The sequence below is a fragment of the Planctopirus hydrillae genome (genome assembly GCF_001707835.1).
In the GTDB taxonomy this organism is placed as follows: domain Bacteria; phylum Planctomycetota; class Planctomycetia; order Planctomycetales; family Planctomycetaceae; genus Planctopirus; species Planctopirus hydrillae.
This window is the reverse complement of the sequence record NZ_LYDR01000116.1, coordinates 93,772-115,681: the sequence shown is the minus strand read 5'-3', so window position 1 is coordinate 115,681 and position 21,910 is coordinate 93,772. Positions and strand designations below refer to the sequence as shown.

Annotated in this window: 19 protein-coding genes; 4 read left to right on the top strand and 15 right to left on the bottom strand. The window is 56.3% G+C overall.

From position 1 onward, the window contains the following. Nucleotides 1-16 precede the first annotated feature (16 nt). The 9 genes from A6X21_RS14215 to A6X21_RS14175 all read right to left on the bottom strand — a co-directional run bounded on the left by A6X21_RS14215 (nucleotide 17) and on the right by A6X21_RS14175 (nucleotide 6,765). The gene (locus tag A6X21_RS14215) at nucleotides 17-406 is read right to left on the bottom strand and encodes an HK97 gp10 family phage protein (protein ID WP_068848936.1); all 390 of its coding nucleotides are present in this window, start codon (nucleotides 404-406) and stop codon (nucleotides 17-19) included. 40 nt (nucleotides 407-446) lie between these two features. After that, complete coding sequence (locus A6X21_RS14210) at nucleotides 447-839, bottom strand: hypothetical protein (RefSeq protein ID WP_068848934.1); 393 nt, start codon at nucleotides 837-839, stop codon at nucleotides 447-449. A 33-nt stretch (nucleotides 840-872) separates the two neighbouring features. Then, nucleotides 873-1,118, bottom strand: coding sequence for a hypothetical protein (locus tag A6X21_RS14205; protein ID WP_068848932.1), 246 nt, complete (start codon nucleotides 1,116-1,118; stop codon nucleotides 873-875). A gap of 44 nt (nucleotides 1,119-1,162) precedes the next feature. After that, entirely contained in the window at nucleotides 1,163-1,435 is a 273-nt protein-coding gene (locus A6X21_RS14200) for a hypothetical protein (protein WP_068848930.1), read from the bottom strand. 514 nt (nucleotides 1,436-1,949) lie between these two features. Continuing rightward, complete coding sequence (locus A6X21_RS14195) at nucleotides 1,950-2,450, bottom strand: hypothetical protein (RefSeq protein WP_068848928.1); 501 nt, start codon at nucleotides 2,448-2,450, stop codon at nucleotides 1,950-1,952. Nucleotides 2,451-2,518: 68 nt separating this feature from the next. After that, nucleotides 2,519-3,712, bottom strand: coding sequence for a phage major capsid protein (locus A6X21_RS14190; protein ID WP_068848925.1), 1,194 nt, complete (start codon nucleotides 3,710-3,712; stop codon nucleotides 2,519-2,521). A 95-nt stretch (nucleotides 3,713-3,807) separates the two neighbouring features. Continuing rightward, nucleotides 3,808-4,305 (bottom strand): hypothetical protein, encoded by a 498-nt coding sequence (locus A6X21_RS14185; protein WP_068848922.1) that lies wholly within the window; start codon nucleotides 4,303-4,305, stop codon nucleotides 3,808-3,810. Nucleotides 4,306-4,366: 61 nt separating this feature from the next. Beyond that, a complete protein-coding gene (locus A6X21_RS14180; RefSeq protein WP_068848920.1) occupies nucleotides 4,367-5,272 on the bottom strand; it encodes a hypothetical protein in 906 nt (301 codons plus the stop codon). Nucleotides 5,273-5,403: 131 nt separating this feature from the next. Beyond that, on the bottom strand, nucleotides 5,404-6,765 hold the full coding sequence (locus A6X21_RS14175) for a phage portal protein (protein ID WP_068848919.1): 1,362 nt from the start codon (nucleotides 6,763-6,765) through the stop codon (nucleotides 5,404-5,406). Nucleotides 6,766-7,044: 279 nt separating this feature from the next. On the opposite strand from A6X21_RS14175, the gene ilvE reads away from it, so the two are divergent. Then, nucleotides 7,045-7,911, top strand: a complete 867-nt coding sequence (gene ilvE, locus A6X21_RS14170) for a branched-chain-amino-acid transaminase (protein WP_068848917.1) — start codon at nucleotides 7,045-7,047, stop codon at nucleotides 7,909-7,911. A gap of 561 nt (nucleotides 7,912-8,472) precedes the next feature. On the opposite strand, the gene A6X21_RS14160 is transcribed toward ilvE, so the two are convergent. From A6X21_RS14160 to A6X21_RS14145, 4 genes are all read right to left on the bottom strand, one after another. Next, nucleotides 8,473-9,456: a hypothetical protein gene (locus tag A6X21_RS14160; protein ID WP_131818345.1), complete on the bottom strand. Its 984-nt coding sequence runs from the start codon at nucleotides 9,454-9,456 to the stop codon at nucleotides 8,473-8,475. Nucleotides 9,457-9,732: 276 nt separating this feature from the next. Then, nucleotides 9,733-11,565, bottom strand: a complete 1,833-nt coding sequence (locus tag A6X21_RS14155; protein WP_068848911.1) for a glycosyltransferase family 39 protein — start codon at nucleotides 11,563-11,565, stop codon at nucleotides 9,733-9,735. Beyond that, nucleotides 11,566-12,411 carry a glycosyltransferase gene (locus A6X21_RS14150; RefSeq protein ID WP_068848908.1) on the bottom strand — a complete coding sequence of 282 codons (846 nt, stop codon included), beginning with the start codon at nucleotides 12,409-12,411 and terminating at the stop codon, nucleotides 11,566-11,568. A gap of 212 nt (nucleotides 12,412-12,623) precedes the next feature. Then, nucleotides 12,624-13,094: an STAS domain-containing protein gene (locus A6X21_RS14145; RefSeq protein WP_068848906.1), complete on the bottom strand. Its 471-nt coding sequence runs from the start codon at nucleotides 13,092-13,094 to the stop codon at nucleotides 12,624-12,626. Between the two features lie 358 nt (nucleotides 13,095-13,452). Here A6X21_RS14145 and A6X21_RS14140 point away from each other — a divergent pair, with 358 nt between their 5' ends. Beyond that, entirely contained in the window at nucleotides 13,453-16,071 is a 2,619-nt protein-coding gene (locus A6X21_RS14140) for a DEAD/DEAH box helicase (RefSeq protein ID WP_068848903.1), read from the top strand. Nucleotides 16,072-16,433: 362 nt separating this feature from the next. Here the strand turns inward: A6X21_RS14140 and A6X21_RS14135 are convergent, their stop codons facing one another. After that, nucleotides 16,434-16,970, bottom strand: a complete 537-nt coding sequence (locus A6X21_RS14135; RefSeq protein WP_068848901.1) for a hypothetical protein — start codon at nucleotides 16,968-16,970, stop codon at nucleotides 16,434-16,436. 287 nt (nucleotides 16,971-17,257) lie between these two features. Beyond that, on the bottom strand, nucleotides 17,258-18,688 hold the full coding sequence (gene sthA, locus A6X21_RS14130; RefSeq protein WP_068848899.1) for a Si-specific NAD(P)(+) transhydrogenase: 1,431 nt from the start codon (nucleotides 18,686-18,688) through the stop codon (nucleotides 17,258-17,260). A gap of 1,187 nt (nucleotides 18,689-19,875) precedes the next feature. On the opposite strand from sthA, the gene A6X21_RS14125 reads away from it, so the two are divergent. Both A6X21_RS14125 and A6X21_RS14120 read left to right on the top strand, forming a co-directional pair. Beyond that, on the top strand, nucleotides 19,876-20,721 hold the full coding sequence (locus A6X21_RS14125) for a thiazole synthase (RefSeq protein ID WP_068848897.1): 846 nt from the start codon (nucleotides 19,876-19,878) through the stop codon (nucleotides 20,719-20,721). Between the two features lie 69 nt (nucleotides 20,722-20,790). Next, nucleotides 20,791-21,813, top strand: a complete 1,023-nt coding sequence (locus A6X21_RS14120; protein ID WP_068848895.1) for an AAA family ATPase — start codon at nucleotides 20,791-20,793, stop codon at nucleotides 21,811-21,813. Nucleotides 21,814-21,910: the final 97 nt, after the last annotated feature.

The following is a 21,910-nucleotide window of genomic DNA, read 5'->3' as shown; positions in this document are numbered from 1 at the left end:
TGCCTTCAGTAAAAAATCAGCGGATCTGTTCGAGAAGTGCCCGCCGGATCATGGCGAAGGGAGACATCTGGCTGGTTCCCAGTTCGAGAAATGGCATGTAGGGAACCTGATTAACAATCGTGATGGTTGACAGCGAACCGATGCTTCCTTCCGTGATCTGCAGGTCGGGAGTTGAGGTGTTGGCGGCTGTTTCGGGCTGGAGTTGTTGGGCAGCGAGCAGCCAGCTCGATTGAGCCCGGCCGGTATCCACAGGAGTCAACTGGGCAATGCGCTGGAGCAGTTTTCTGGCTGTCTTGCGAATGAGTCGCTGGCGGAAGGGAATGAGCTGATTGCGCTGAAAATCGGGAAAGATTCCGTGAGCGGGTGGAGGTTGGAGCACAATGCGGAGTGCCAGTGGTTGGTTCATGGTTGGATGAGATCGATGGGAAAAGAGAAAGAAGAGATCTTCAATCGGCAGGGGAAAGAGCGTGGGCTGAGATCACCAGGAGTTCGGAATCCGGGAGTGGATGGACGTGGGTGACGGCCCAACTTCCCTGGGGAGTCGATAATTCAAGCAATGCACCGGTGGGAAGGAGAGGCCATGTGCTGGCTCGGACGAAGAAGCGGGTTTCTTGTGTGGCTGCTGATAATGTGCCTTGCAGAGATGACGCGGGTTGTCTGGCCAGAGTGTGATCGGGCAGGACGATGAGTGGCACGTCGTGAGACGTCAGCCAGGTGCGGCTGGGTGGCTCATGAGGCGAGGTTTCGAGCACAGCCAGCAATTGGGCCGGTTGGCCCCAGTCGCGAAACATGAGGTGCAGGTCGGTGGAGACCAGATCTGTCAGGGCAGGAGCGGGCATGATGACCTTTGAATCGGAAGCATCAAAGAATGCTCAGATGCGGGTGAACCACTGGGTGATGGCGACAGTCGCCATCGAAGTGATCAGAAAGACAAGGCCACCCACGAGTGGTGTCAGCCGGTGCTGATGAGTTTCCACAAGGCGCAGTCGCGTTTCGTGGTCTTTGGAAAGTTCCACCAGGACGTCGAGAGAGACCCTGAGCTGTTCGAGTTGAATGGCGAGGGACTGCAACGTATCGAGCAGGCGGTCGAGTCGTTCGTGAGCTGGTGGGGGTGGCATGGAGTGAGATCCTCAAGGGAAGGGATGTGAGGGTGAGCTGGCGATCAGGGAGGAGTGAGATCGGCGGAAGTGGTTTGCCAGAGGGGCAGATTGTAGAGGAGTTTCTGATAGCTTTCGCGGGCCTGGAGGAGAGCCTGGAGGTTGGCGGCACGATCGGTCTGCGGCCCGGCCCCTGGGGCAGAGTACTTGAGAGCGGCGAGTTTTCCATCACGGAGAAGATTGAGGATATCGAGATCGATCTGGGCGAGGATGCCGCAGATTTGCGACTCGGTGAGTGGCTCGCCTGTGGTTTGTGAGAGATCGGGGAGATCGGTCATGCTGAGGCCAAGTGAGGGGGGTTGGAAGTTGGAAGTTGGAAGTTGGAAATTTGGTGCAGGCGAGTCGCGCTGGATGGCAGCTTACGGTTGGAAGAGGGGAGAAGACCCTCACCCTGCCCTCTCCCACGAAGACGTGGGCGAGGGTTCCAGAGGGGATATGCGGTACTCATGATGATCTTCTTGGAGAACTTCGCGGCTACGAGTGAGGAGGGTTTGGAAGTTCGGAGGTTCACCACGAAGGGCACGAAGAACACGAAGGGAATTCAGAGATAAGATTGGGGCGATTGGCAGAAACGGGGAGAAGACCCTCACCCTGCCCTCTCCCACGAAGACGTGGGCGAGGGTTCTCGAGGGGCTGTTCAGATTGCTTCTTCGGACTGGCGGAGGAGTTCGTAGCCGAGGAGGTGGATTTGTTCTTCGAAACTCAGTTCGTAGAAACTGGCTTCTGCAAGATGGAGTCGTTCACAACAGCGGAGGATGTAGTAGTTGATTGAGCGGGTCGTGGATGCGGGGTTCAGCCGGTCGAACTCCCGCTGTCCGAGAAAGAGGCTTGAGCTGCCACCAGACGGTCGCTGATCAGATTGCTCAGGCGTGTGATCTCTGTGCAGGTGGCCAGGAGATCGCCCGCGAGCCAACCCGCAGAGACCAGCGTCTCGAAGAGTTGATCAGCCCAGGCCGTCCATTCTCCGGCGGGCGGTTGCTGCAGCACTGGCCAGCAACCTGCCAGAGGTGATGTGGGGTCGTGCCTTAAGGCAAAGGCCACCGCCAGGACCGCGATGCGCTGGTGATAGAGTTCACACTCGTTCTGATAAGTCTCGTTGGCTTCATCGATCAGACGGATAGGCTGACCGTGGCCATCTTTGACAGGTTTGCCGTTGCTGTCGCGAGCCAGACGCATGGGTGGAGCCGGGGCGATGATGCCATGCCGCTTGAGCAATTGCTGGAAGCCGAGCGGCAAGGGTCTCAGATCGAGCACGACGGGATCACTGTGGGGTCGAGGAAGGCAGAAAGGCATGGCCTGAAAACCTGCACGAGGATGGTGGAAGAGTCGGCAACAGAGGGATTGAGAGGCTCAGTGAACGATTATTCTTCGCTGCCATCGACTTTGGTGACAAAGACCGTATCGACGGCGGAAACTCCGCCGAAGTAACGGGCTTTCACCCGCAGGACGACATCGCGATCGAAAGCCGCTTCGCTCGTTTCCCGCTGGAGGAAGGTTTGCACCGGCCAGATTTCTGTCCAGACGAACTGACGCTTGAAATCGCCCAGGTACCACGCAGAGAGAGCACTGCCTCCCTGCTCATCAATGAACGGGGACGAGAGGACTTCGAACTGATCGCGAATGGGGTTGGCGAGGCGGGTTTCGCGGTCTTCGGTGGTGACGATGATCTCGCTGGCATGCACGAGGCTGCGCGCGGTACCACGCAGTTTTTCGGGGACAAGAATCTGCCGGGCGGGAACGAGAATGGGTCGTGGGGCACCATCGATGCGATCGTCTTTGATCTGTGTGGCGCGGTAATTGAGCACTTTGTCGATGTCGTCCCAGTTGGTGAGCGGGAGACTTTCGGCAAAGTCGATCGAGGTGATGTTGTCTGGCCCGATAACGTTCTGATGCGAACCATCCGCCTTGTAGAGGACCTGGCCCTGCCCCGAAGGTCGATAGACAAATCGCTGCTGGCCCGCGTCGGCATCAGTCACGGCCCGCACAATCGTCCGCTCTCGCTCCTGACGCAGATAGAAGCCCAGGGCCAGTGCCCGGCGGTTGATTTCGCCCGTCTGGTCAAAAGCAATCAGCTCTTCATTGATTGAGAGAATGCGGCCACGTTTGGCTTCTTCGGTGGTGATGAATTTTTCGCTGAAGGTCGATTCTTCATAGGGATGACCTTCCGAGACTTCCGTCGGGCCGCTCAAGGCGCGAAAGCCCGCGAGCTTCTGCGATCTTCCCCGGCTGGGAAGGACAGTCACCAGGCGATCGCCAATGAAGCCGGAATCGTCTTCGTAGCCTTCGAGAACTTTGCGGCCAATAAGTTCGGCCGTAACGACTTGAAAGAGCGACGAGTTCACGCCCGGGTTGGATTCTCGCAACAGTGCAGGAATGGGTAGATCGGTCGCGAGTGGTCGCGTGGAGCGCAGCTCCGGGAGGACACCGCAGGCTTCGGCGAGTTCGTAATAACTGAAATCATCGACGGAGAGCTGCTTCTCATTGAGCAGCGTACAGACCTTGTGATAGAAGCCTTCGGGGCCGAGTGAAGCGATGAGTGGTTGCAGGTGTGGCATGTGTGGGGTTCTTGGTAGGCGAAAAGAGGGGAAGGTAAGAAGGGGAGAAGCCAGAGGGATGAACCAGATGATTGAGAGGAAACTGCGAGAGTGGATTACGCTTCTGACTCCGGAATTGGACCGAGCTGAGCGTGAACGTTGCTGCTGGCGACGCTATAGGCACTCGCAAAATTGACCCGCAGTGTCGTCGCGCTGCTCACCGATTCAGCCGCCCGGGCAATAGCAGCCGTACTGACGGCAGGGGCTAACTGCTGCTTCGACAAGGCACTGGGAGCCCCATGAACTGCGATCGTCTGGCCCACGGTGTAGTTGCCGGATGAGACCGCGTATTCGTAAGTGGCGAGCGGGCTGATATCGATGGAGACGGGAGCATTTTGCCCCGCGGCCGAAGCCTGATGAGCCACACCCACGAAGGCAGCGGCAAAGTTTGTCTGAGTGGTGACGAGATTGGTTGTCCAGGGGAATGACGAAGCGGGCTTGATCGAAGTGCCATCGAAATAGACGAGATCGCCCGGTTCGATGACGGTTTCACTGGCGACGGGCCAGCGCTGAAGTTGAACCTGACCAGAACGGAAACGGAGTGCTGGAAGCATGAGGAGCCTTCAAGAGTGAGAGAAAGGAATCAGGAGATGAGCAGTGACTAAGAGGGCAGGGCTAGCGGGAGAAGCGTTTGCGGATGGTCTCGATGATCGACGCGTCCGTCGGGTTGGCAGAGCTGTGAGAAGTGCGTGATAGGCTGTGCGGGGTGGGTCTCCATTGTCGAGCGAGAGTGATGCGTTCCTGGATGAGAGCGGGCCTCAGGCCCGGAGGTATTTTCTCCAGCAGTTGACGAAACTCGGAAGTAAGCAGGTCGGGTGGCAGTTGGGCCGCTTCGAGCAGCGTCTGGACTTGTTGAGTTTGCAGCAGCTCGCGTTGCGATTCCTGGAGTCCCTGGATCTGCTGCCGCAACTCGGCATTCTCGCGCTGCAATTGCGTCAATTCACTGATTTGCGGCTGGCAGGCGGCACACGAATTCGCACAAGACGGGTTTGCGTGACATGTGGCGCCGGAAGTGGTTGACTCAGGCGGGATCGCACTTTCCGTTTGCTCGGCAAAGGTGGCGGCCGTGGCGGGAAAAGCGACGGCATCGACACTGATGACATCGACAATCGCCGTAATCGTTTTGGCAGCCGGATCCTGCTGGGCCAGGACGACATGGCTCATTCCCAAAGCCGGGCTTTGAGTTTCCACGAGCCCTAAGAAAATGCGGCCCGCTTCGGTATCGACCACTTCAATATCGCCACGAATGCGGCCTTCGACGTAGCGTGCCAGACGAATTGTCCCCACCAGATCGCGCATACTGCGATCACGGGGACGATTCGCGGCGGGAGCATGATCAAGAAAGACAGGTTTTCGCTCGTAGAGCGAAACGGCACGCTCCAGAGCTTCGGGGAGATAGCGATAGCCATTGGCCGATTCAGCGGCCGTCAAAGCGACGTCGTAAACCATGCGGGCATCGCGATCAACACGGAGGCTGGCCGAATGCCAGTCGTGCAGATGTTCAACAAGTGGTGTGGGCATGTGGAGACTTTTGACCGGAAGTGAGGTGGTGGAAGGGGAAGAAGGAGAGAAGGTGGGAAGGAGAAGAAGGAAAGAAGCGAGGAGGGGAGTGGGAGAGTTTCCAGCTCGTCTGGCGGGTATCATGAGACGGATCATGCAATGGGTGCGGCTTCTTCATTGAGTTCACGCCGCATGGTCTGTGGATCGGCGTGATCGCGGCGGGCCACTTCCGCCCGGCTGAGAATCCCCTGCTCAACCAGTTGCACATCCGCCAGCCGTTCGCGAGGACGATCTCGATTGACGAGTTGTGGAAATGACCAGTGAGGGACGATCCGATCGAGCAGATCTTCGGGCCAGCCTCGTGACATCGCGGCCGCCCGCAACACCGCCCGGCTCAAATGTTCGAACTCACGGGCGAAGAACTGCTGCTCACTCTCAAAGAGCTTGACGGCCGGGCCTTCTGCCACCATTGTCGACGAGTACGAGGCATTCGAGGCGTCGCTCGAAAGCATGAACTCCGGCAGACCTGCACCAGCCGCCACACATAGCAGCAGCAATCGACCCAGGGGGACGGCATCACCAAAGTTCGTATTGGGCGAGAGAAACTGCAGATCGGTGGTATGAGATGTCGTCAGGATACTTCCCGGCAGATAACGTTCGCGGGGAGCATGGCCACTCTCGGCCATTTGAGAGAGCTGGGCCGGTGAACCTTGAATCTTCCGCCATAAGACCAGCGAAGCCTGCAGCTTGCGGGCTGTCAGCTCGGTCTCCAGCCAGTGATCAAATCGGGACAGGGAATCGAGGATCGGAGCGAAGAGACTGATGCCGCGTCGTTCGTTCGAATCGATTCCGATTCGCGTGTGAATCACCTCTTCGGCGGGAAGATCTCCTTGCCACTGGCCCGTGAGTGGATCGACATGATGATAGGCCACCACCGATTCGACATCGCCCGGCAGAGTCACAATCCCCTCGTCTTCCGGCGTATGAGGCAAAGGAGCAATCGCTTCGGGATCGATAAACCGAACTTCGAGTGAACCATCGGGCATGGGGAAAAGTCGCAGGAAGACTTCACCATCCCGCCACGCCCGCCGGGCATATTCTCGCGGCGAGAAGTGGCGGGAATTCCGACTGAGAAACTCCTTCCACAGCCGGGAGGCGGCATTGGCCAGTTCCTGATCTTCCGGACGATGGGCCTGAAAAGTGAGTTCCAGACCGGCACCGACCACATAAATCTCCATGAGCCTCAGCAGGTTGCGAGCATGGGGATTTTCGCTCACCAGTTGACGGGCCTGATCGCGCAGATGCAGCTTGCGGGAGGCCCGCCAGGCACTCGCATGGCCGACGGAAAGCGAACTCTGCGGAGTGGCACCCGAGATCTGTTGCCAGCCAGCCGCATCATCGTCTTTCAGCGAGGTTTTTCGCTCAACCAGTTGAAGCAGTTGTTCACTCACACGGCGCCGGTAACGGGCCTGTGTCTGCCAGCGAGCCAGTGTATCTGCCAGAAATGTGAGCATGGAGCTTTCCGCCGTTAGAAGTGTGAGTGAACCGGCCTCTCACCCTAGCAGCGGTTGTTGCGCAAAATCTGGCGGAAATGTCTCCTTTCTGGCGATTCCGTCGGGTGATCGGGCGAACCTTTCGAGAGTTGCATCTGTCCGTGGCGAAAAGCTGTCCGGGAAACTTTTTGAAGAGGATTTCATCACGCATGACTATCCGCCGGAGTTTCCCTCCAGCGTCATTGCGGATACAACAAGAGGACAAGTTCACCATCCCGAGTGCCCCCAGGATTGTTCGTCATGCCTTTGAAAATCTTCCTTTCGGATCGCCTGGTTGACGAGGCCGATGCCAAAGTCAGTGTGTTCGATCACGGTCTGCTCTATGGCGACGGCGTCTTCGAAGGGATTCGAGTTTACGGCGGCAAAGTCTTCCTGCACGACGAACACATCGAACGACTCTACGAAAGTGCTCGCGCCATTCGTCTCGTCATCCCCATGGAAGCGGCTGCCCTGAAGAAGGCGGTCGAAGAGACTGTCGCCGCCAACAACCTTTCGGATGGATACATCCGTCTGGTCGTCACCCGTGGCGCCGGGAGCCTGGGTCTCGATATTCGCAAGACCTCGAATCCGCAGGTGATCATCATTGCCGATACGATCACGATGTACCCTCCCGAGACCTACACGAACGGCATGAAGCTGGTGACTGCCAGCACCATTCGTAATCATCCCGGCGCTCTCAGCCCGCGGATCAAATCGCTCAATTATCTCAACAACATCATGGCCCGTATTGAAGGGACAGATGCTGGTATGGTCGAAGCGTTAATGCTCAACCATAAAGGCGAAGTTGCCGAATGCACGGGCGATAATATCTTTATCATCAAGAAGGGAGTCCTGCTGACTCCTCCCAAGGATGCCGGCATTCTCGAAGGGATTACCCGCAATGCCGTCATGCGTCTGGCTCGCGAGGCGGGCTATCCCGTCAGGGAAGAGCCACTCACCCGGCACGATCTTTACGTGGCCGATGAATGCTTCCTCACAGGGACAGCCGCCGAAGTGGTGGCTGTCGTGAGCCTCGATGGTCGCCCGATCGGCACCGGCAAGCCCGGCCCCATCACCAACGACCTGCTCAAGCGCTTCCAGGAACTGACGAAAAAGGGCGGCTTCTAAAAACAGCCACTCACCCCACTCACCCGATTCACAAGCGTCGGGTGGCTGGGGTCAAACGTCCTCGTTTGCCCCCAGATCATGGGACTCACCTTATCAACGGCGCTCACACTCTGGTGCCATGCTTGCAGCTCTGGGCAAGCATGTTTCTGCGATCTTCAATGTGCGATTCCTGTTGCGGGAGAGTCGACACCTGAAGATGGTGCATTCCGAAGACTCCATGCACCCTACAAAATTCCTTCGCGCTCTTTGCGAGAGCCTGTCTTTTAGCTTCAAATTGGGAAGAAATCGGCTCACGCGAAGACGCGAAGGATTCCAAGAAGAGGATGCGCCTGGATGGGTGGTAGGGGTCAAACGTCCTCGTTTGCCCCCAGGTCATTGGACTCTGATCGTCACTGACGAACTTTCTCAACCGCCATGAAGCATCTTTTCAGATGCAATTCGGCTGGTGACCCGGATTGACCAGGGGGCGGATGAAGACATCCGACCCCTGCCACCCGTTCCAACGGGATGCTCTTGACCTTTTGCCACTGCCAAATCATCGGCGATGCTGCAACAGCCTGGCTAGTTGCGTGGAGGGGCCATGTTGCTGCTTTGACGGGGAGCATTGCCTGAAGGGGCGGGCTGCTGATTGCCAGCCGGGACCAGCTCGGCATCAACCTTGGGAGCCACCTGAACCATTTTGTAGCCATTCAAAGCCGGCTTAAACGGATCGCGACCCCAAAGGTTCGCCATGGCGGCTCGAATGCCCGCCTGGTTCGGCTGAAGATCACTGAACACGTAGACTGTTTCGAGCGTACCGGCAGGATCGATCAGCTTGACAGCACTGGGCAGGAACGACTTGAGATCGAGCATGATCTCGGCCCGTTTGTAGTTGTTGGCATCCATCTGCAAGCGAGGAATGACCTCGATCTTGGCCAGTTTGTCATTAGCAGCAAGTAACGTCAGCGAAAACCTGCGGCGAGCTTCATCGACCTTCATGCCAAACAGAAAAGGCAATGGCCCGTTGATAATGTTCTGCCCCTGCATATTGGGTGGCAAAGGGTAGATTTCGTAGGTCTTTTCGGTGTCGTTGATCTGCAGAACTTCCTGGCCAGTGCAGATCCAGCGTTCCTGCTTATCAGCTTCGATGCGAAAAGGCTTTCCCGAAGCACCAATGCGGCGTGAGACCGCATCTCGCGTGGGTTCAACACCCTTCATATCGATACGGCCCTGATCGGGCTGTTCGTAGAAGAACTGGCCTGTCGAGCGACGTTCGGTTTCGAAGACAACGTTGTAAACAATCCGGCTGTGCTTGCCCGTGAGTGTTTGAATCCGAGCCGAGTTGTACTCCCAGTCCTGCATGATCTTCAGCAGGTCTTCGGGCAGTTCTTCGACCACCATGGGATTGGGGGCAGGTCTTTGCAGTCGAACTTCACCAGCAGGGGCGGGGGGCACCTGTGCGGTGGCCTCCCGAATTCCGCTGCCGGAAAGGTGCATCATGCCTGGTAAAGCGGCGGCGAGTGCCAGACCAAGGAACTTGGCTGACCATTTTTTTGGCGCATTCATCGGAGCGCGGATCCTTCCGTAGCCAGGCAGGAAATTGACCGAATCCATTCGGAAATCTACTGCCTGCGGCCCGACAGTCTGTGGTGAATTTGATTCTCCAGAAAGGAACCACAAGCTGGTGCCTCTCCAGAGAACGGTGAGTTTAGCAGCGCACTTCAAAACCGGCCAACCCCACTTTTGACAATGGAAAACTGGATCTTTCGCGAGACTGGTGCATGACTTCGTCAAAACAGGAGAAGACAGTGGAAATGATGTCAGCGATGGGAGTTCGGTGAGCTAACGAGGTGTTTCTGGTACCAGATGACTGGCTTGTCGCAAGGGTCTTTCTTGGGACGGTGGTCCAGCAAAATCTGTGGGAACCGGTTGATCAAAAAGTAACTGTACATTCCGCAGCCAGTTTTCTTCAGACGCTGTCTGATCAGGTAAGGCATCGATGGCGAGGAGCCGTGGCCTGTTGAGATCTGACGTGGGTGTTGCCTGTTGAATGGCAAAGGAGGCTGGGGTCAGATCCGGATCGGGATATAGTCGTTCGAAAGGATCCAGCGTCCCTTGAAAGGCTCTGGAAAACGCATCTGAGAGCGGGAGTTCTGCCGGCTGACTTTCCAGCATCGCAATATGAAACTGCAGTGGTGCGATATCGGAACTCGAACTCCAGTTCACAATCACCGAGGGCTCGAACTGTGCATTGGGAAAGCGCGCCTTGATTTGCGCTGCAAAGTCATCGGCGTCCTCGCCCGCTTCCCAGACAATCATGCCGCCCGCAGAAAGAAAGGCCTGATCGTTGAGCCAGAGGCTCTTTTCAGGATCGAGATCGACATACACGCGCGATTGACCTGGCAGATAAAAGGCCACATTCCCTGCCGTCCACCACGGACCGGCGATAATCGGCGGTGAACCTGTGTGATTGCGTGCCCAGATGCGATCAATTTCCTGTGCGAGTTGTTCGCCGGGAAAATTGACGCGGGAGCCTTTACCAAGGACGTAAGGAGAAGCCATCCGCTGTGTGGTAAAGATGGCCACAAAGATCAGACTCACGACGGTAAACGAAGGCCAGAGCTGCTGTTCCTTCCAGGAAAGATGATGGGCTCTGGTCACGACCAGGAATGTCAAAGGTGCGAACGTCCACATGGGTGCTCCCCACATGGTGAGGATTTTGGCACCGGTGATCAACGACAGCAGCAGGACAAATCCGCAGGGAACAAGCGTGACGAGCAGCAGGTACTGTCGAATCCAGAGCTCATGGCTGCCAGTGGAATCGTGGGGATCGGGATCGATGTTGGAAGTGGCCAGAGTGACAGCAGAGAGCTGATTGTGCCGACGAGTCCACCACCAGCAGGAGGCAATCGACGGGCCAATTGCCAGAAGTTGAGCGATAAAAAACTTGGAGGGATGTTCGAGATGATCAAACCAGTTTTTGCTCCCTCCGGATCGCGCGAGGAAGTATCGAAACGTGGGGAAATCGTTGGCCGCCACCCAGATGAGATGCGGCAGGAAGACAACCAGAGAGATCGCGAGCAACAGCCACGGGCCGGATGTTCGCCAGCACGATCGTCCTTTTTGAGTGAACAGGGCAAACCCAAGGATGGCCATTGCCAGAAGTGCCGTGTCGTACTTGCTGAGCATGCCTAAACCCAGGCCCAGCCCTGCGAGCATCCAGTATCTGGGTTGTTGCCTGAGAACGCCAAAAAACAAACTGCTGATAGTGATCGCCCAGCAGCAGCGGGAGACAATATTGTTATTGAATTCAGGCGTGGTCAGTGTGAAGTAGTAAGACAGTTCCAGCGAGACCACCGCGAGTGCTGCAATGGGCCGGGGGGTAATGACTCGAGCGACGCACCAGACGCACCACATCGTGATGACGGTGCAGATTTGTGAGGCCAGGTAAATGGGCCACTCGCTGTTATCGCTCAGAGAAGAGAACGCCTTGGCAATCCAGGCTGGCAATGGGGGATGCTTGTAATAGCCCAGTTGCCATTCATGCCCCCAGATGGCCATTTCGATGCAGTCGAGAGGCAGATTGGGCTGGATCATCGCGGGAATGGCAGTCCAGACAACGAGATGCCCCAGCAAAAAGGCAAGGAGAATACGGGAGTATTTCCCCTCGAACATCTAGGCGGCCCTTCGCTCGATGATGGCGGATGCTTCCGCAATCTGGGGAGAATCGAAGGTCCTGGCGGCTCCCGATTCCTTCTCAATCGCAAATTCGGGTGCGGGAGTAAAACTGCCGCGCGACAGATAGATCCGCGCCAGTTCGCCAATCGCTTTGAGAAAGTCACTCGGTTTCAGTTTCGATCCCGCCACTTCCTGCCACGAATCCAGTGGGAATTCGTAAAGTGAATGCAGACTTTGCGGCTTCAGATCGATCAGCCTCGAAATCACTTCCACATCGAAAATCCAGCGGGAAAGAAACGGACGGCTGAACGCCATCTGCATTTCCGGTGTCACTCGAAAGAGCTTGGCACCACACTGGGTGTCTCGAAGCGCAACTCCCAGCACCTGAGAAGCAACTGTGCTGAACAGCCGGCCGAGAATACGACGCTGGCGGTTGCGATCGATGTTCCGCCCCTGGAGCTTGAGGCGGGTTCCAATCACAAGTTCAATCTGAGGAAGCCGGTTAAGGACATCGATAAAGCTGGGAATCGCCCCCAGTGGTGTCGCCAGATCGGCATCCCAGTAACCGACGAAATCGACCGATGTTCGACAGGCGGCAAGCACACCTTGCCGGACAGCTTCCGCCTTTCCTCGATTCTGAGGGAGATCCAGCACCGAAATGCGGCCATTCGAGGCCGAAGCCATATCTTCCAGCAGCGTGATGGTTTCATCCGAACTGCCGTCGTTCACCATGAGAAGGTGAACATCCGTCGATTTACGAATAAACTGGAAAAACGCCAGAGGCTTCAGTCGCACCGCTTCATTGAAGCAGGGGATGACAATGGTCGTGGTGGAGTTTGACACAGGTCATCCTTGACGGCTGAGTCGGATCGTATGAAAAACTATTGGCCAATACGGGGCGAACTACCAATACTCAGGCCATTCTTGCCTGAAAGTACTTCGCTGTAGCAGAGAATGCCCCAAAGCTGCAAGATCAGGTTTTTCCGACATGTGCCGAAAAGTCAACATCGGTCGTGGAAACACCAGGATTTCCGCCTGTGCGACTGCCAATTCGATCAGCCCATGGCTTCCAGTGTGCTGAGCGAGATTTCGGCGTCGTCCATCACCGGGAGCGTGCGGAGACCTTTGGGTTCGAGCCGCCACAGGCCAGCCGAACATGGTTCAAAAAACTGCCGGAACCAGAGCATGCTCTGCACGTTCGGCTGAGGATTGAGCAGATAGAACTGCACTTTGCGTTTTTCGAACCAGTCGAACAGCATGCCAAAGAAACCGCTGGGAATGTACTTCACAAAAGTCATATCCACAGCAATATCGCGATCGCGGTCGCGTTCGATAATCTGAGTCAGGCCTTCGCGCAAGAGAGCCAGATCGGCACCGTCCCAGATTTCCATATCGCCGATATGCAATAAGGTATGCCCGGCATGCGGTTCAATTCGCATCCGCTTAAAGAATCGCTCAACCTTCATGGTGGCGTCTTCCGTCACGTTTATCGCCTTGTGTAAACGATCGTTCGAGCGAGCAATCATGGTTATTCCTGACAGCAAACGTTGGGCCGACACATCACAAGCTGCGATTTCACGTCGAATCGTGCGGCAATGTTTAACTTTAGCACTGGAATTGCCGCGTGCTGGAAATCTGCGAAAATGTCTGATGTTGTTTTTCAGGAACGCGATGTTGCTGAATGACAACAACTGCCGGTGAATCGATCCCTCGTGCTCAACAGGTAAATACGTCGCGATCCATCAAATCGTTGGCCACTGCGAAATCGACACAGATCGCATAAGCTGTCGAACTGCGGCTCAAACGCCGGAAGTCGAGCCGCTCAAAATGGAGACTCTGATTCGGGCAGGGCGGACACGAGTGGGATCAGGCAGGGAATAAGTCATGACGCGCGGTCAACGACTGGCGGAAACCAATCCGGAATTTATCCACAGGCTGGCCAGTCTGACTCTGGATGAGGCCCGGCAGATGCTGGGAACATCCGGCGAAGCTTTACTGAAAAGCGTTGAATCCGAGCCGTTTGACAGTGAGCAGGCTTATCTCGCGGATGGATTGTTCCGCGTGATGATTCCTCAACGAAAAAATGATGGCAAAGCGTCCCGCCGCAAGGTGGTCGTGGCTGTCCGGCCTGATCGCAGACAACCTTCCGGCCTGGCACTTTCCTGTACAGCGTGCAGTGATGGTTGTACGCATCAGGCATTGGCACTGCACTATCTTCTGGCTTACAAAGTCGAACTGGGGCTCTTGCCCCCGTCTGACGAAGCGTTGCTGCAACTGGCACCGGAACCAAGTCCCGAAGAGTTGCAGAATCAGGCGATTTCGGATCGTCGCGAGCGAGCCCGGCTCGAATCGATGGAGATTCGTCCCCTCGCCCCGGATGTTGTCTGGAGTGATTACCTGGTGACCAGCCGCAAAAGTGGGCGGAACTATCGCGTCGCCTTACGCGGGATGGAACCGGGAGAGTCGTATTGCAGTTGCCCCGACTTTCGGGCCAATACGTTAGGCCTGTGTAAGCATCTGCTGCGCGTGCAGGAACACGTCAAGCGCGTCTACACAGCCGAAGCCCGGTCGAAGAAGTTTGTGCCGGAAGAGATTGCTGTCCATCTGACCTACGGCGAGCAGGTCGAAGTTCGCTTGCTGATCCCTGAAAACTTACCTGCCGAGATCGCCCCGTTACTGGAGTTGTACCGTGATCGCGCGGTGACCGATTTGAGCCACCTGGTGCATACTCTCGCGAAGGTTCGCATGGCTCAGGTGCCCGTGGTGATTTACCCGGATGCCGAAGAATTTCTGCAGCAGGAGTTTGATCGCCGCCGGATGAAAGCGATGACGGAATCATTAGGTCATGACGCGGAACATCACCCCTGGCGGACGGAGCTGCTCACCACACCTTTACTGGGATATCAGTTGGAAGGGGCAGCGTTTCTCGCCTGTGCGGGCCGCGCCATCCTCGCCGACGAAATGGGGCTGGGGAAAACAATCCAAGCCCTGGCCGCCATCGAGATTCTCTTTCGAGAGCTGGATATCTCGAAGGTCCTCGTGGTTTGCCCCGCTTCTGTCAAATCGCAGTGGCGAAATGAAATTCTGAAGTTCACCACGCATTCCGTACAACTGGTGGGTGGCTCGATAGAAACCCGTCACGAGCAATATGGGGCGGCTCCATTCACCATCTGCAATTACGAGCAGGTGCTGAAGGATCATGTCAGTATTGCTGCCAAACGCTGGGATGTCGTGATTCTCGATGAAGGGCAGCGCATTCGTAATTGGGAAACCCGCACGGCACAGGCCATCAAAAGTTTGCGATCCCGCTTTGCGTTTGTCCTGACGGGAACACCGCTGGAGAACAAACTCGACGACCTCTATTCGATCATGCAGTTCATTGATGATCGCCGACTTTCGCCCGCCTTTCGATTCTTTCCCAGGCACCGCATGATCGATCAAAAGGGGCGGTTTGTCGGTTATCGCAATCTTGACGAACTGCGTGAGAGGCTGGCCCCGGTCTTTCTCCGCCGCACGCGATCTCAGGTTCAGCAGCAGTTGCCTCCCTGCAGTGTCCATCAGGTGCTGATCGCCCCGACATCGGCACAAAGGCAGGTGCATACCCGGCATTTTGCCCAGGTTTCGAGAATTGCCCGCAAGCCGCACCTCCATGAACTCGACCTGATGCTCTTACGGAAAGAGCTGTTGTATTGCCGACTGGCGGCGAACAGCCCGGAACTCGTCGATGATCAAATCGTGGGGGAATCATCGAAGCTTGACCGACTGAGCGAGATGTTCGACGAGATGTTTGAAGGACACTTCGAGAAGGCGATTGTCTTTTCCGAATGGACGCGCATGCTCGATCTCATTGAACCGTTGCTCGACAGCCGCAATCTGCCGTATGTCCGGATCGATGGGCAGGTCTCGCAGCGTGAACGGGCCGCATTGGTCTCGCAGTTTGAGGATGATCCCGGCACCCGCGTGCTGCTGGCCAGCAATGCGGCTGCGACGGGTCTCAATCTTCAGGCCGCCAGCATTGTGATCAATGTCGATCTCCCCTGGAATCCGGCAATTCTGGAGCAGCGCATCGCGCGGGCGCATCGCATGGGACAGGAAAAACCGGTTCAGGTCTATGTTCTTGTGACGGAAGAAACCTTTGAAGAGCGGCTGCTCAAGACACTGGAAGGGAAAGAACAACTCGCTCGTGCTGTGCTTGATGAGGGGGCCGAGATCAAGGAGGTCTGGCTGACCAGTGGCAGCGACAGTTTGAGGGCCGAATTGCAAGGCCTGCTGGAGCCTGATCCTGCTTCGACGGGTGAACGACAGTCCGCGCTTCCCTCTGCGGGAACGCTCGTTGATCAGGCGACATCGGCCCAGGTGCACGCCATTCGCGACCGGTTGAAGCATTATCTGGAGCGCGATCCCCAAGGCCGCTGGCAATTGCGAATTCCTCTCGCCAGTGAAAACGCCCTCGATGAACTCGCGAAAACATTCCAGCAATGGGTGGGCGAGGCCATCGATTAAACACACGATGACCAGGCCCTTGCCTTAGATCTGCGAGCTGGTGAAGTGAATCGACCGCTCTGGCGACTGTTCGGAGGGCGACTGAAAAAGCGGGTGGCCATCCAGCGACGTTACGGCCCTGAAGACAAAGGGTGGATGAAGTTCCGACGAAGTGCACCAGATTTTTCTTCAGTCTTCCCCCAGCCTTCTCGATGAAATCTTCTTCTGGAACCCTCACCCGCGTCTGCATGGGAGAGGGCCAAGTGAGGGCACCTTTCTGCATCGTCGTGCCATGCTCACGGCTCGGAGTGAGCATGCCGGTTTGCGTCGAAAATTCTTCCTGAGGAAGCCGGACAACATGCTTGCGCAAAGGTGCCCATCCCTCAGCGTTTGAACGTGTATCGACCTGATACCTTGCATATGGTCAGCCATTCTTTGTGTCTATGAAAAGGCGGAACTGACAGTTCTATGACCCATTCCGAACCAGTGTCAGATACGGAGATGTCTGCATTACGTGACACGCCATTTAGTGCAGCAGCACCTAGCTCAAATGCACGCTCTTGGCTTTCCACGCAACCTCCTCGCAATAAGACAAGCCTAAGTTCATTGACCTTGATGAAGCTTACTACCTCAGGACGGTCTGACCCAAGCAAATGCCCGATCGTCCTTCGGATTTCCGTCTCGGCGTCAGCGTGCCCACGAAGAACCCAGAACATGAGGCTGAAATCCATGATGGAAAGGCAGTAGTTTGATTTTGGGCACGCAGGGTCCTTTGCCAATTTGGCTAAAAGCGGATAGTGCTCATGGTGCACCCCGAGCACGAGATCCTCATCTTGGCTGCAAAACAATAGATCCTCATCGTACGCCCAAGCCAATACTGCAGCTTCATCTATTGGTCCGCTATGGATGCGTTCAGCCATGAGTCGGGCTCTGTTTCTAAAATGAAAACGGATTTAGGATACTTAGCTCCGCTCTGCGGACCAAGTTCAGCCCACCACCACCCACACCATCTTCAAAAGTAGGGTGCATGCCAATGCACCAATCACTGCTTAATTCGACATGGCTGGTGCATTCCGAGGACTCCACGCACCCTACGGGCCGGCCAACATGCTTGCTCCGGGCCGCAAGCATGCCACGATCTTCAGAGCCGTTTTCCCTCTCCTAACCAACAATCGACAACCAACAACAATCAACCCCCAACTCACCCTCACGCCACCCGATTAAACCCATTCAATGCCGCCACACGATATGCCTCAGCCATCGTCGGATAGTTGAACGTCGTGTTGATGAAATAGAGCAGCGTGTTGTTCGGGGCCGGCTGGGCCATGATGGCCTGACCAATGTGAATAATCTCACTCGCATTGGCACCAAAACAGTGGATCCCCAGAATCTCCAACGTCTCACGGTGGAACAGGATCTTGAGCATCCCGGTCGTCTGGCCGGTAATCTGTGCACGAGCGAGACTCTTGAACTGTGAATGCCCCACTTCGTAAGGGACTTTCGCCTCGGTTAACTCGCGTTCGGTTTTTCCAATCGAGCTGATCTCGGGGCTTGTATAAATCCCGGTAGGAATCTCGCCAATCCCCACGAGTTGATCTTCCCCCAGCAGGTGCGAGGCGGCATGCCGGCCCTGCGAATACGCCGCACTCGCCAGAGCCGGGAAGCCAATCACATCTCCCACTGCGTAAATTGTAGGGACAGCCGTCTGATAATGCTCGTTGACCTTCAGATTCCCCCGCTGATCGGGCGTAATTCCGACGGCTTCCAGGTTCATATCATCCGTATTGCCCGTTCGCCCTGCTGCATAGAGCAGAATATCGGTCTTGAGCTGTTTGCCCGACTTCAAGTGGACAATCACGCAATCTTCGCGAGGTTCCACAAAGTCGAGTGTTTCATGATGGCGAATCAGCATGCCGCGATCGCGGAAGTGATAGCTGAGTGCATCGACAATCTCCTCGTCGAGAAACTCCAGCAACTTGTCGCGTGTATTGACGAGATTCACCTTGCAATCCAGGTTCCGGAACATGCTGGCATATTCACAGCCAATCACCCCCGCACCATAAACCGTGGCCGAGCGTACGTCGTAAGCCAGATCAAGAATCGTATCGCTGTCAAAGACTCGCGGGTGATTGAAATCGACTTCGGCTGGACGATAAGGCCGCGAACCCGTTGCCACCACAATATGTTCAGCGGTCACCAGCTTATGACCTTCATCATGTTCGGTGATCAGGATCGTATGCTGATCGATGAACTTGGCTGTCCCCTTGAGGACAGGTACGTCGTTCCGCTCATAAAATGTGCTGCGCATCTGCACCTGGCGTTCAATCACCGCCCGGGCTGTCCGGCGGAGTTTCTGAAAACTCAAATGAGCCGACAGACCATGTTCCGCAAACAGCTTGTTCGAATTCACTTCCATCATCTGGAAGATCGCGTAGCGCAAAGCCTTGGAAGGAATAGTGCCGCGATGAGTGCAGTTGCCACCAATCTGATGGTACTTTTCGACCATTCCCACCCGTTTGCCATGCTTGGCGGCCTGCATGGCCGCTCCTTCGCCACCCGGCCCGGAGCCAATCACCAGGACATCAAAGTCGAATGTCTCAGGCTTTGCGGGTGCAGTCGTCGCAGGCAAACCAGTCATCTTTCACGATTCCTTAGATCATCAAAACTGATCAATCCCCAACCTCCCTGAGCGCCCCGTCAAAATATCAGTCCCGCACAAGATCGGCTAGTGCGTCTCCCCGGGGAAGTTTTCGCCACGGCTCATCCACGGCTTATCCCACCAGTTGCCATGGCATTTCCACGATGGCCAGCTAACTCCAAAACCCTCGCCCGCGTCTGCCGGGAGAGGGCAGGGTGAGGGCCTTCTCCCTATTCCGACCAATCGCCCAAATCTTATCTTTGAATTCGCTTCGTGTTCTTCGTGTCCTTCGTGGTACCCCCGCATCTCCCCCGTTGCAGTTTGCCTTGCATTTCGTGCCATGCTTGCAGCTCTGGGCAAGCATGCCTTCTTCAACCAACACAACGATGTGGTTTCCCAGGAAACCTAGCAGTTCAGCATCCCCTCTATAACCCTCGCCCGCGTCTGCGTGGGAGAGGGTGGCACGAAGTGCCGGGTGAGGGTCTTTCCGCTGGATGTGTATGTTTCACGAAGGCTGCCGCAGGGGTGCCGATTGTTGGCAAGTCGCTAGAAATCAAGAGCGTCATGCGTTGAGACCGCTTGTTGATTGCTCGTCCAATACGTTCGAACTCACCCTCATCCCAACCTTCTCCCGTCAGAACGGGAGAAGGAGCAAAGAACCCTCGCCCGCGTCTGCGTGGGAGAGGGTGGCACGGAGTGCCGGGTGAGGGTCTTTCCAATCGATATGCCTCAATCACAAGGGCTTCCGCAGGGACGCCGATTGTTGGCAAGTCGCTAGAAATCAAGAGCGTCCTGCGTTGAGACCGCTTGTTGATTGCTCGCCCAATACGTTCGAACTCACCCTCATCCCAACCTTCTCCCGTCAGAACGGGAGAAGGAGCAAGAAACCCTCGCCCGCGTCGGCGTGGGAGAGTGCCGGGTGATGGTCTTGCTGTTCGATGCGTATCAGCACCGAGGCCTTTGCCGGCAATGATTCTGTTGCAGTCTGATGCAGGGACTCTCAGAATTCAGAGAGAACTTTTCCAGACCAGCTTTCTGGATTGTCGAAGTTCAGACTCCATCAGCGAGCTTCGGAACAAGTCCCTCGACGGTCGAAGATCCCGGTCGGCTTGCGTTCTTTCCCGCTGGCTGACAGGCTGTGAGTCATAACACTGTCAACGCTCTTCCTTAGATAATGGTCCTTGTCGATGTCTGCAGATCAACCCGGAACTTCGCTTCCCCGTTTCAAAGTCGGAAGCCATGAGCTTTCTTCCCGACTGATTGTCGGCACAGGCAAGTACACCACCTTTGAAGAAATGCGCGATTGCCTCGCTCTCAGTGGTGCCGATGTGGTCACTGTGGCAGTCCGGCGTGAGCGGCTGGTCGATAAAGAAGGCCGCAACATTCTCGACTTCATCGACCTCGAAAAAACCACCATTCTGCCCAACACCGCCGGTTGCTTCACCGCCGAAGATGCCGTCCGCACGGCCCGGCTGGGGCGAGAAATTCTCGAAGGGCTCGAAAACCCCGGTGCAAGCTGGGTCAAACTCGAAGTTCTGGGAGACAAAAAGACGCTCCTCCCGGATCCCATCGCCACCGTGGAAGCCACACGCCAATTGGTGAAAGATGGCTTTGAAGTGCTGGTCTACACGACAGATGACCCGATCACCGCCAAACGGTTAAAAGACGAAGGGGCTGTTTCCGTCATGCCGGCCGGTTCACCCATTGGCAGCGGGCAGGGTGTGCTGAACCCGAATAATATCCGCATCTGCCTGGAGTATCTGAAAGAGAACGACCCGGATTACCCGGTCATTGTCGATGCAGGAGTGGGCACAGCGAGCGATGTGGCCTTTGCCATGGAGTTGGGTTGCGATGCCGTCCTGCTCAATACAGCCATTGCCAGCGCTGCCCAGACACGGGAGATGGCCGTCGCGATGAAGCTGGCCTGCCAGGCGGGCTATCTCGCAGCGCGGGCCGGGCGCATTCCCCGTAAGCTGTATGCGACCGCTTCGAGCCCGGAAACCGGATTGATTTCTCCCGCAGTGCGGGGTTAACCGTTCAAATTCTGACAAATGGCCGACTGATAACTCATACGCTGTTGCTCAATCGATGGAAAATGCGACATGTCCGACGTAGTGGAAATTGATGGTGTCTCGCTGCATCTCTCTTCGCCCGATCACACCCAGGAGCAGTGGATTGGTCAACGCGAAGTGCTGATGCAGCTTCTGGCCTGCTGGCTGGTAGTCGACGATCGCGATCTGCCGCTCTCTCCCCGCCTGATTGGTGCCCCCGGGATTGGCAAAACCACTCTGGCCATTGCTGCCGGACGACAGCGCAAACAGGAAGTCTACATCTATCAATGTACGGCCGACACCCGCCCAGAAGATCTGCTGGTCACACCTGTCCTCGCCGAAGACGGGAGGATTCGCTACCACGCTTCGGCCCTCGTCACAGCCATGATTCGAGGCGGAGTCTGCATTCTCGATGAAGGGAACCGCATGAATGAGAAGTCGTGGGCCAGTCTGGCTCCGCTCCTCGATCATCGCCGGTATGCGGAGTCGATTGTGGCCGGGATTACCATTCAGGCCCATCGCGATTTTCGTTGTGCCGTCACCATGAATGAAGACGAATCGACCTTCGAGATTCCCGATTACATTCTCAGTCGCCTACAGCCCACGTTGACGCTTGGTCATCCGGCTCGAGAAGATGAACTGGCGATCCTGCGCTATCATCTCCCCTTTGCTGCCGAAGACATTCTGAACCTCACCGTTGAGTTTTTGCAGCAATCGCACGGCTTAAAGCTCGACTTTTCCACGCGCGATGGCATCAACGTCCTGCGGTATGCCATGAAACGGGCTGCTCAAGACCCGGAGCACCCCCTGGCCCACGATGAAGCCTGGCGGCAGGCTCTCGAAGCCTGTTTAGGTTCAGAGGCTCTCGATCTCGATCGTCTGGCCGCCAAAAACCGGCAGACGCTGGGTGGAGATGTGATGCCCATGGGCCTGGGAGATTTCTTCTTCTCCCCCAACGACCCCCTTCATCCCGACCGTCATGACGACGATGATGAAGATGATGATCTGGATGACGATGATGACGACATGTACGACGACGACGATGACGAAGACGATCGTCCTTCACGCCGGTAATCGATGGCCAGCCGATGGTCTTCGACGCACCACGACCAGGCCGTTGGGTTTCTTACCCCTTCTCCCGTTCCGACGGGAGAAGGCCGGGATGAGGGCG

Coding starts and splice junctions, on each gene's coding strand:
- A6X21_RS14215 (WP_068848936.1), bottom strand. CDS start 406: ATGAACCAACCACTGGCACTCCGCATTGTGCTCCAACCTCCACCCGCT.
- A6X21_RS14210 (WP_068848934.1), bottom strand. CDS start 839: ATGCCCGCTCCTGCCCTGACAGATCTGGTCTCCACCGACCTGCACCTC.
- A6X21_RS14205 (WP_068848932.1), bottom strand. CDS start 1,118: ATGCCACCCCCACCAGCTCACGAACGACTCGACCGCCTGCTCGATACG.
- A6X21_RS14200 (WP_068848930.1), bottom strand. CDS start 1,435: ATGACCGATCTCCCCGATCTCTCACAAACCACAGGCGAGCCACTCACC.
- A6X21_RS14195 (WP_068848928.1), bottom strand. CDS start 2,450: ATGCCTTTCTGCCTTCCTCGACCCCACAGTGATCCCGTCGTGCTCGAT.
- A6X21_RS14190 (WP_068848925.1), bottom strand. CDS start 3,712: ATGCCACACCTGCAACCACTCATCGCTTCACTCGGCCCCGAAGGCTTC.
- A6X21_RS14185 (WP_068848922.1), bottom strand. CDS start 4,305: ATGCTTCCAGCACTCCGTTTCCGTTCTGGTCAGGTTCAACTTCAGCGC.
- A6X21_RS14180 (WP_068848920.1), bottom strand. CDS start 5,272: ATGCCCACACCACTTGTTGAACATCTGCACGACTGGCATTCGGCCAGC.
- A6X21_RS14175 (WP_068848919.1), bottom strand. CDS start 6,765: ATGCTCACATTTCTGGCAGATACACTGGCTCGCTGGCAGACACAGGCC.
- ilvE (WP_068848917.1), top strand. CDS start 7,045: ATGCCTTTGAAAATCTTCCTTTCGGATCGCCTGGTTGACGAGGCCGAT.
- A6X21_RS14160 (WP_131818345.1), bottom strand. CDS start 9,456: ATGAATGCGCCAAAAAAATGGTCAGCCAAGTTCCTTGGTCTGGCACTC.
- A6X21_RS14155 (WP_068848911.1), bottom strand. CDS start 11,565: ATGTTCGAGGGGAAATACTCCCGTATTCTCCTTGCCTTTTTGCTGGGG.
- A6X21_RS14145 (WP_068848906.1), bottom strand. CDS start 13,094: ATGATTGCTCGCTCGAACGATCGTTTACACAAGGCGATAAACGTGACG.
- A6X21_RS14140 (WP_068848903.1), top strand. CDS start 13,453: ATGACGCGCGGTCAACGACTGGCGGAAACCAATCCGGAATTTATCCAC.
- A6X21_RS14135 (WP_068848901.1), bottom strand. CDS start 16,970: ATGGCTGAACGCATCCATAGCGGACCAATAGATGAAGCTGCAGTATTG.
- sthA (WP_068848899.1), bottom strand. CDS start 18,688: ATGACTGGTTTGCCTGCGACGACTGCACCCGCAAAGCCTGAGACATTC.
- A6X21_RS14125 (WP_068848897.1), top strand. CDS start 19,876: ATGTCTGCAGATCAACCCGGAACTTCGCTTCCCCGTTTCAAAGTCGGA.
- A6X21_RS14120 (WP_068848895.1), top strand. CDS start 20,791: ATGTCCGACGTAGTGGAAATTGATGGTGTCTCGCTGCATCTCTCTTCG.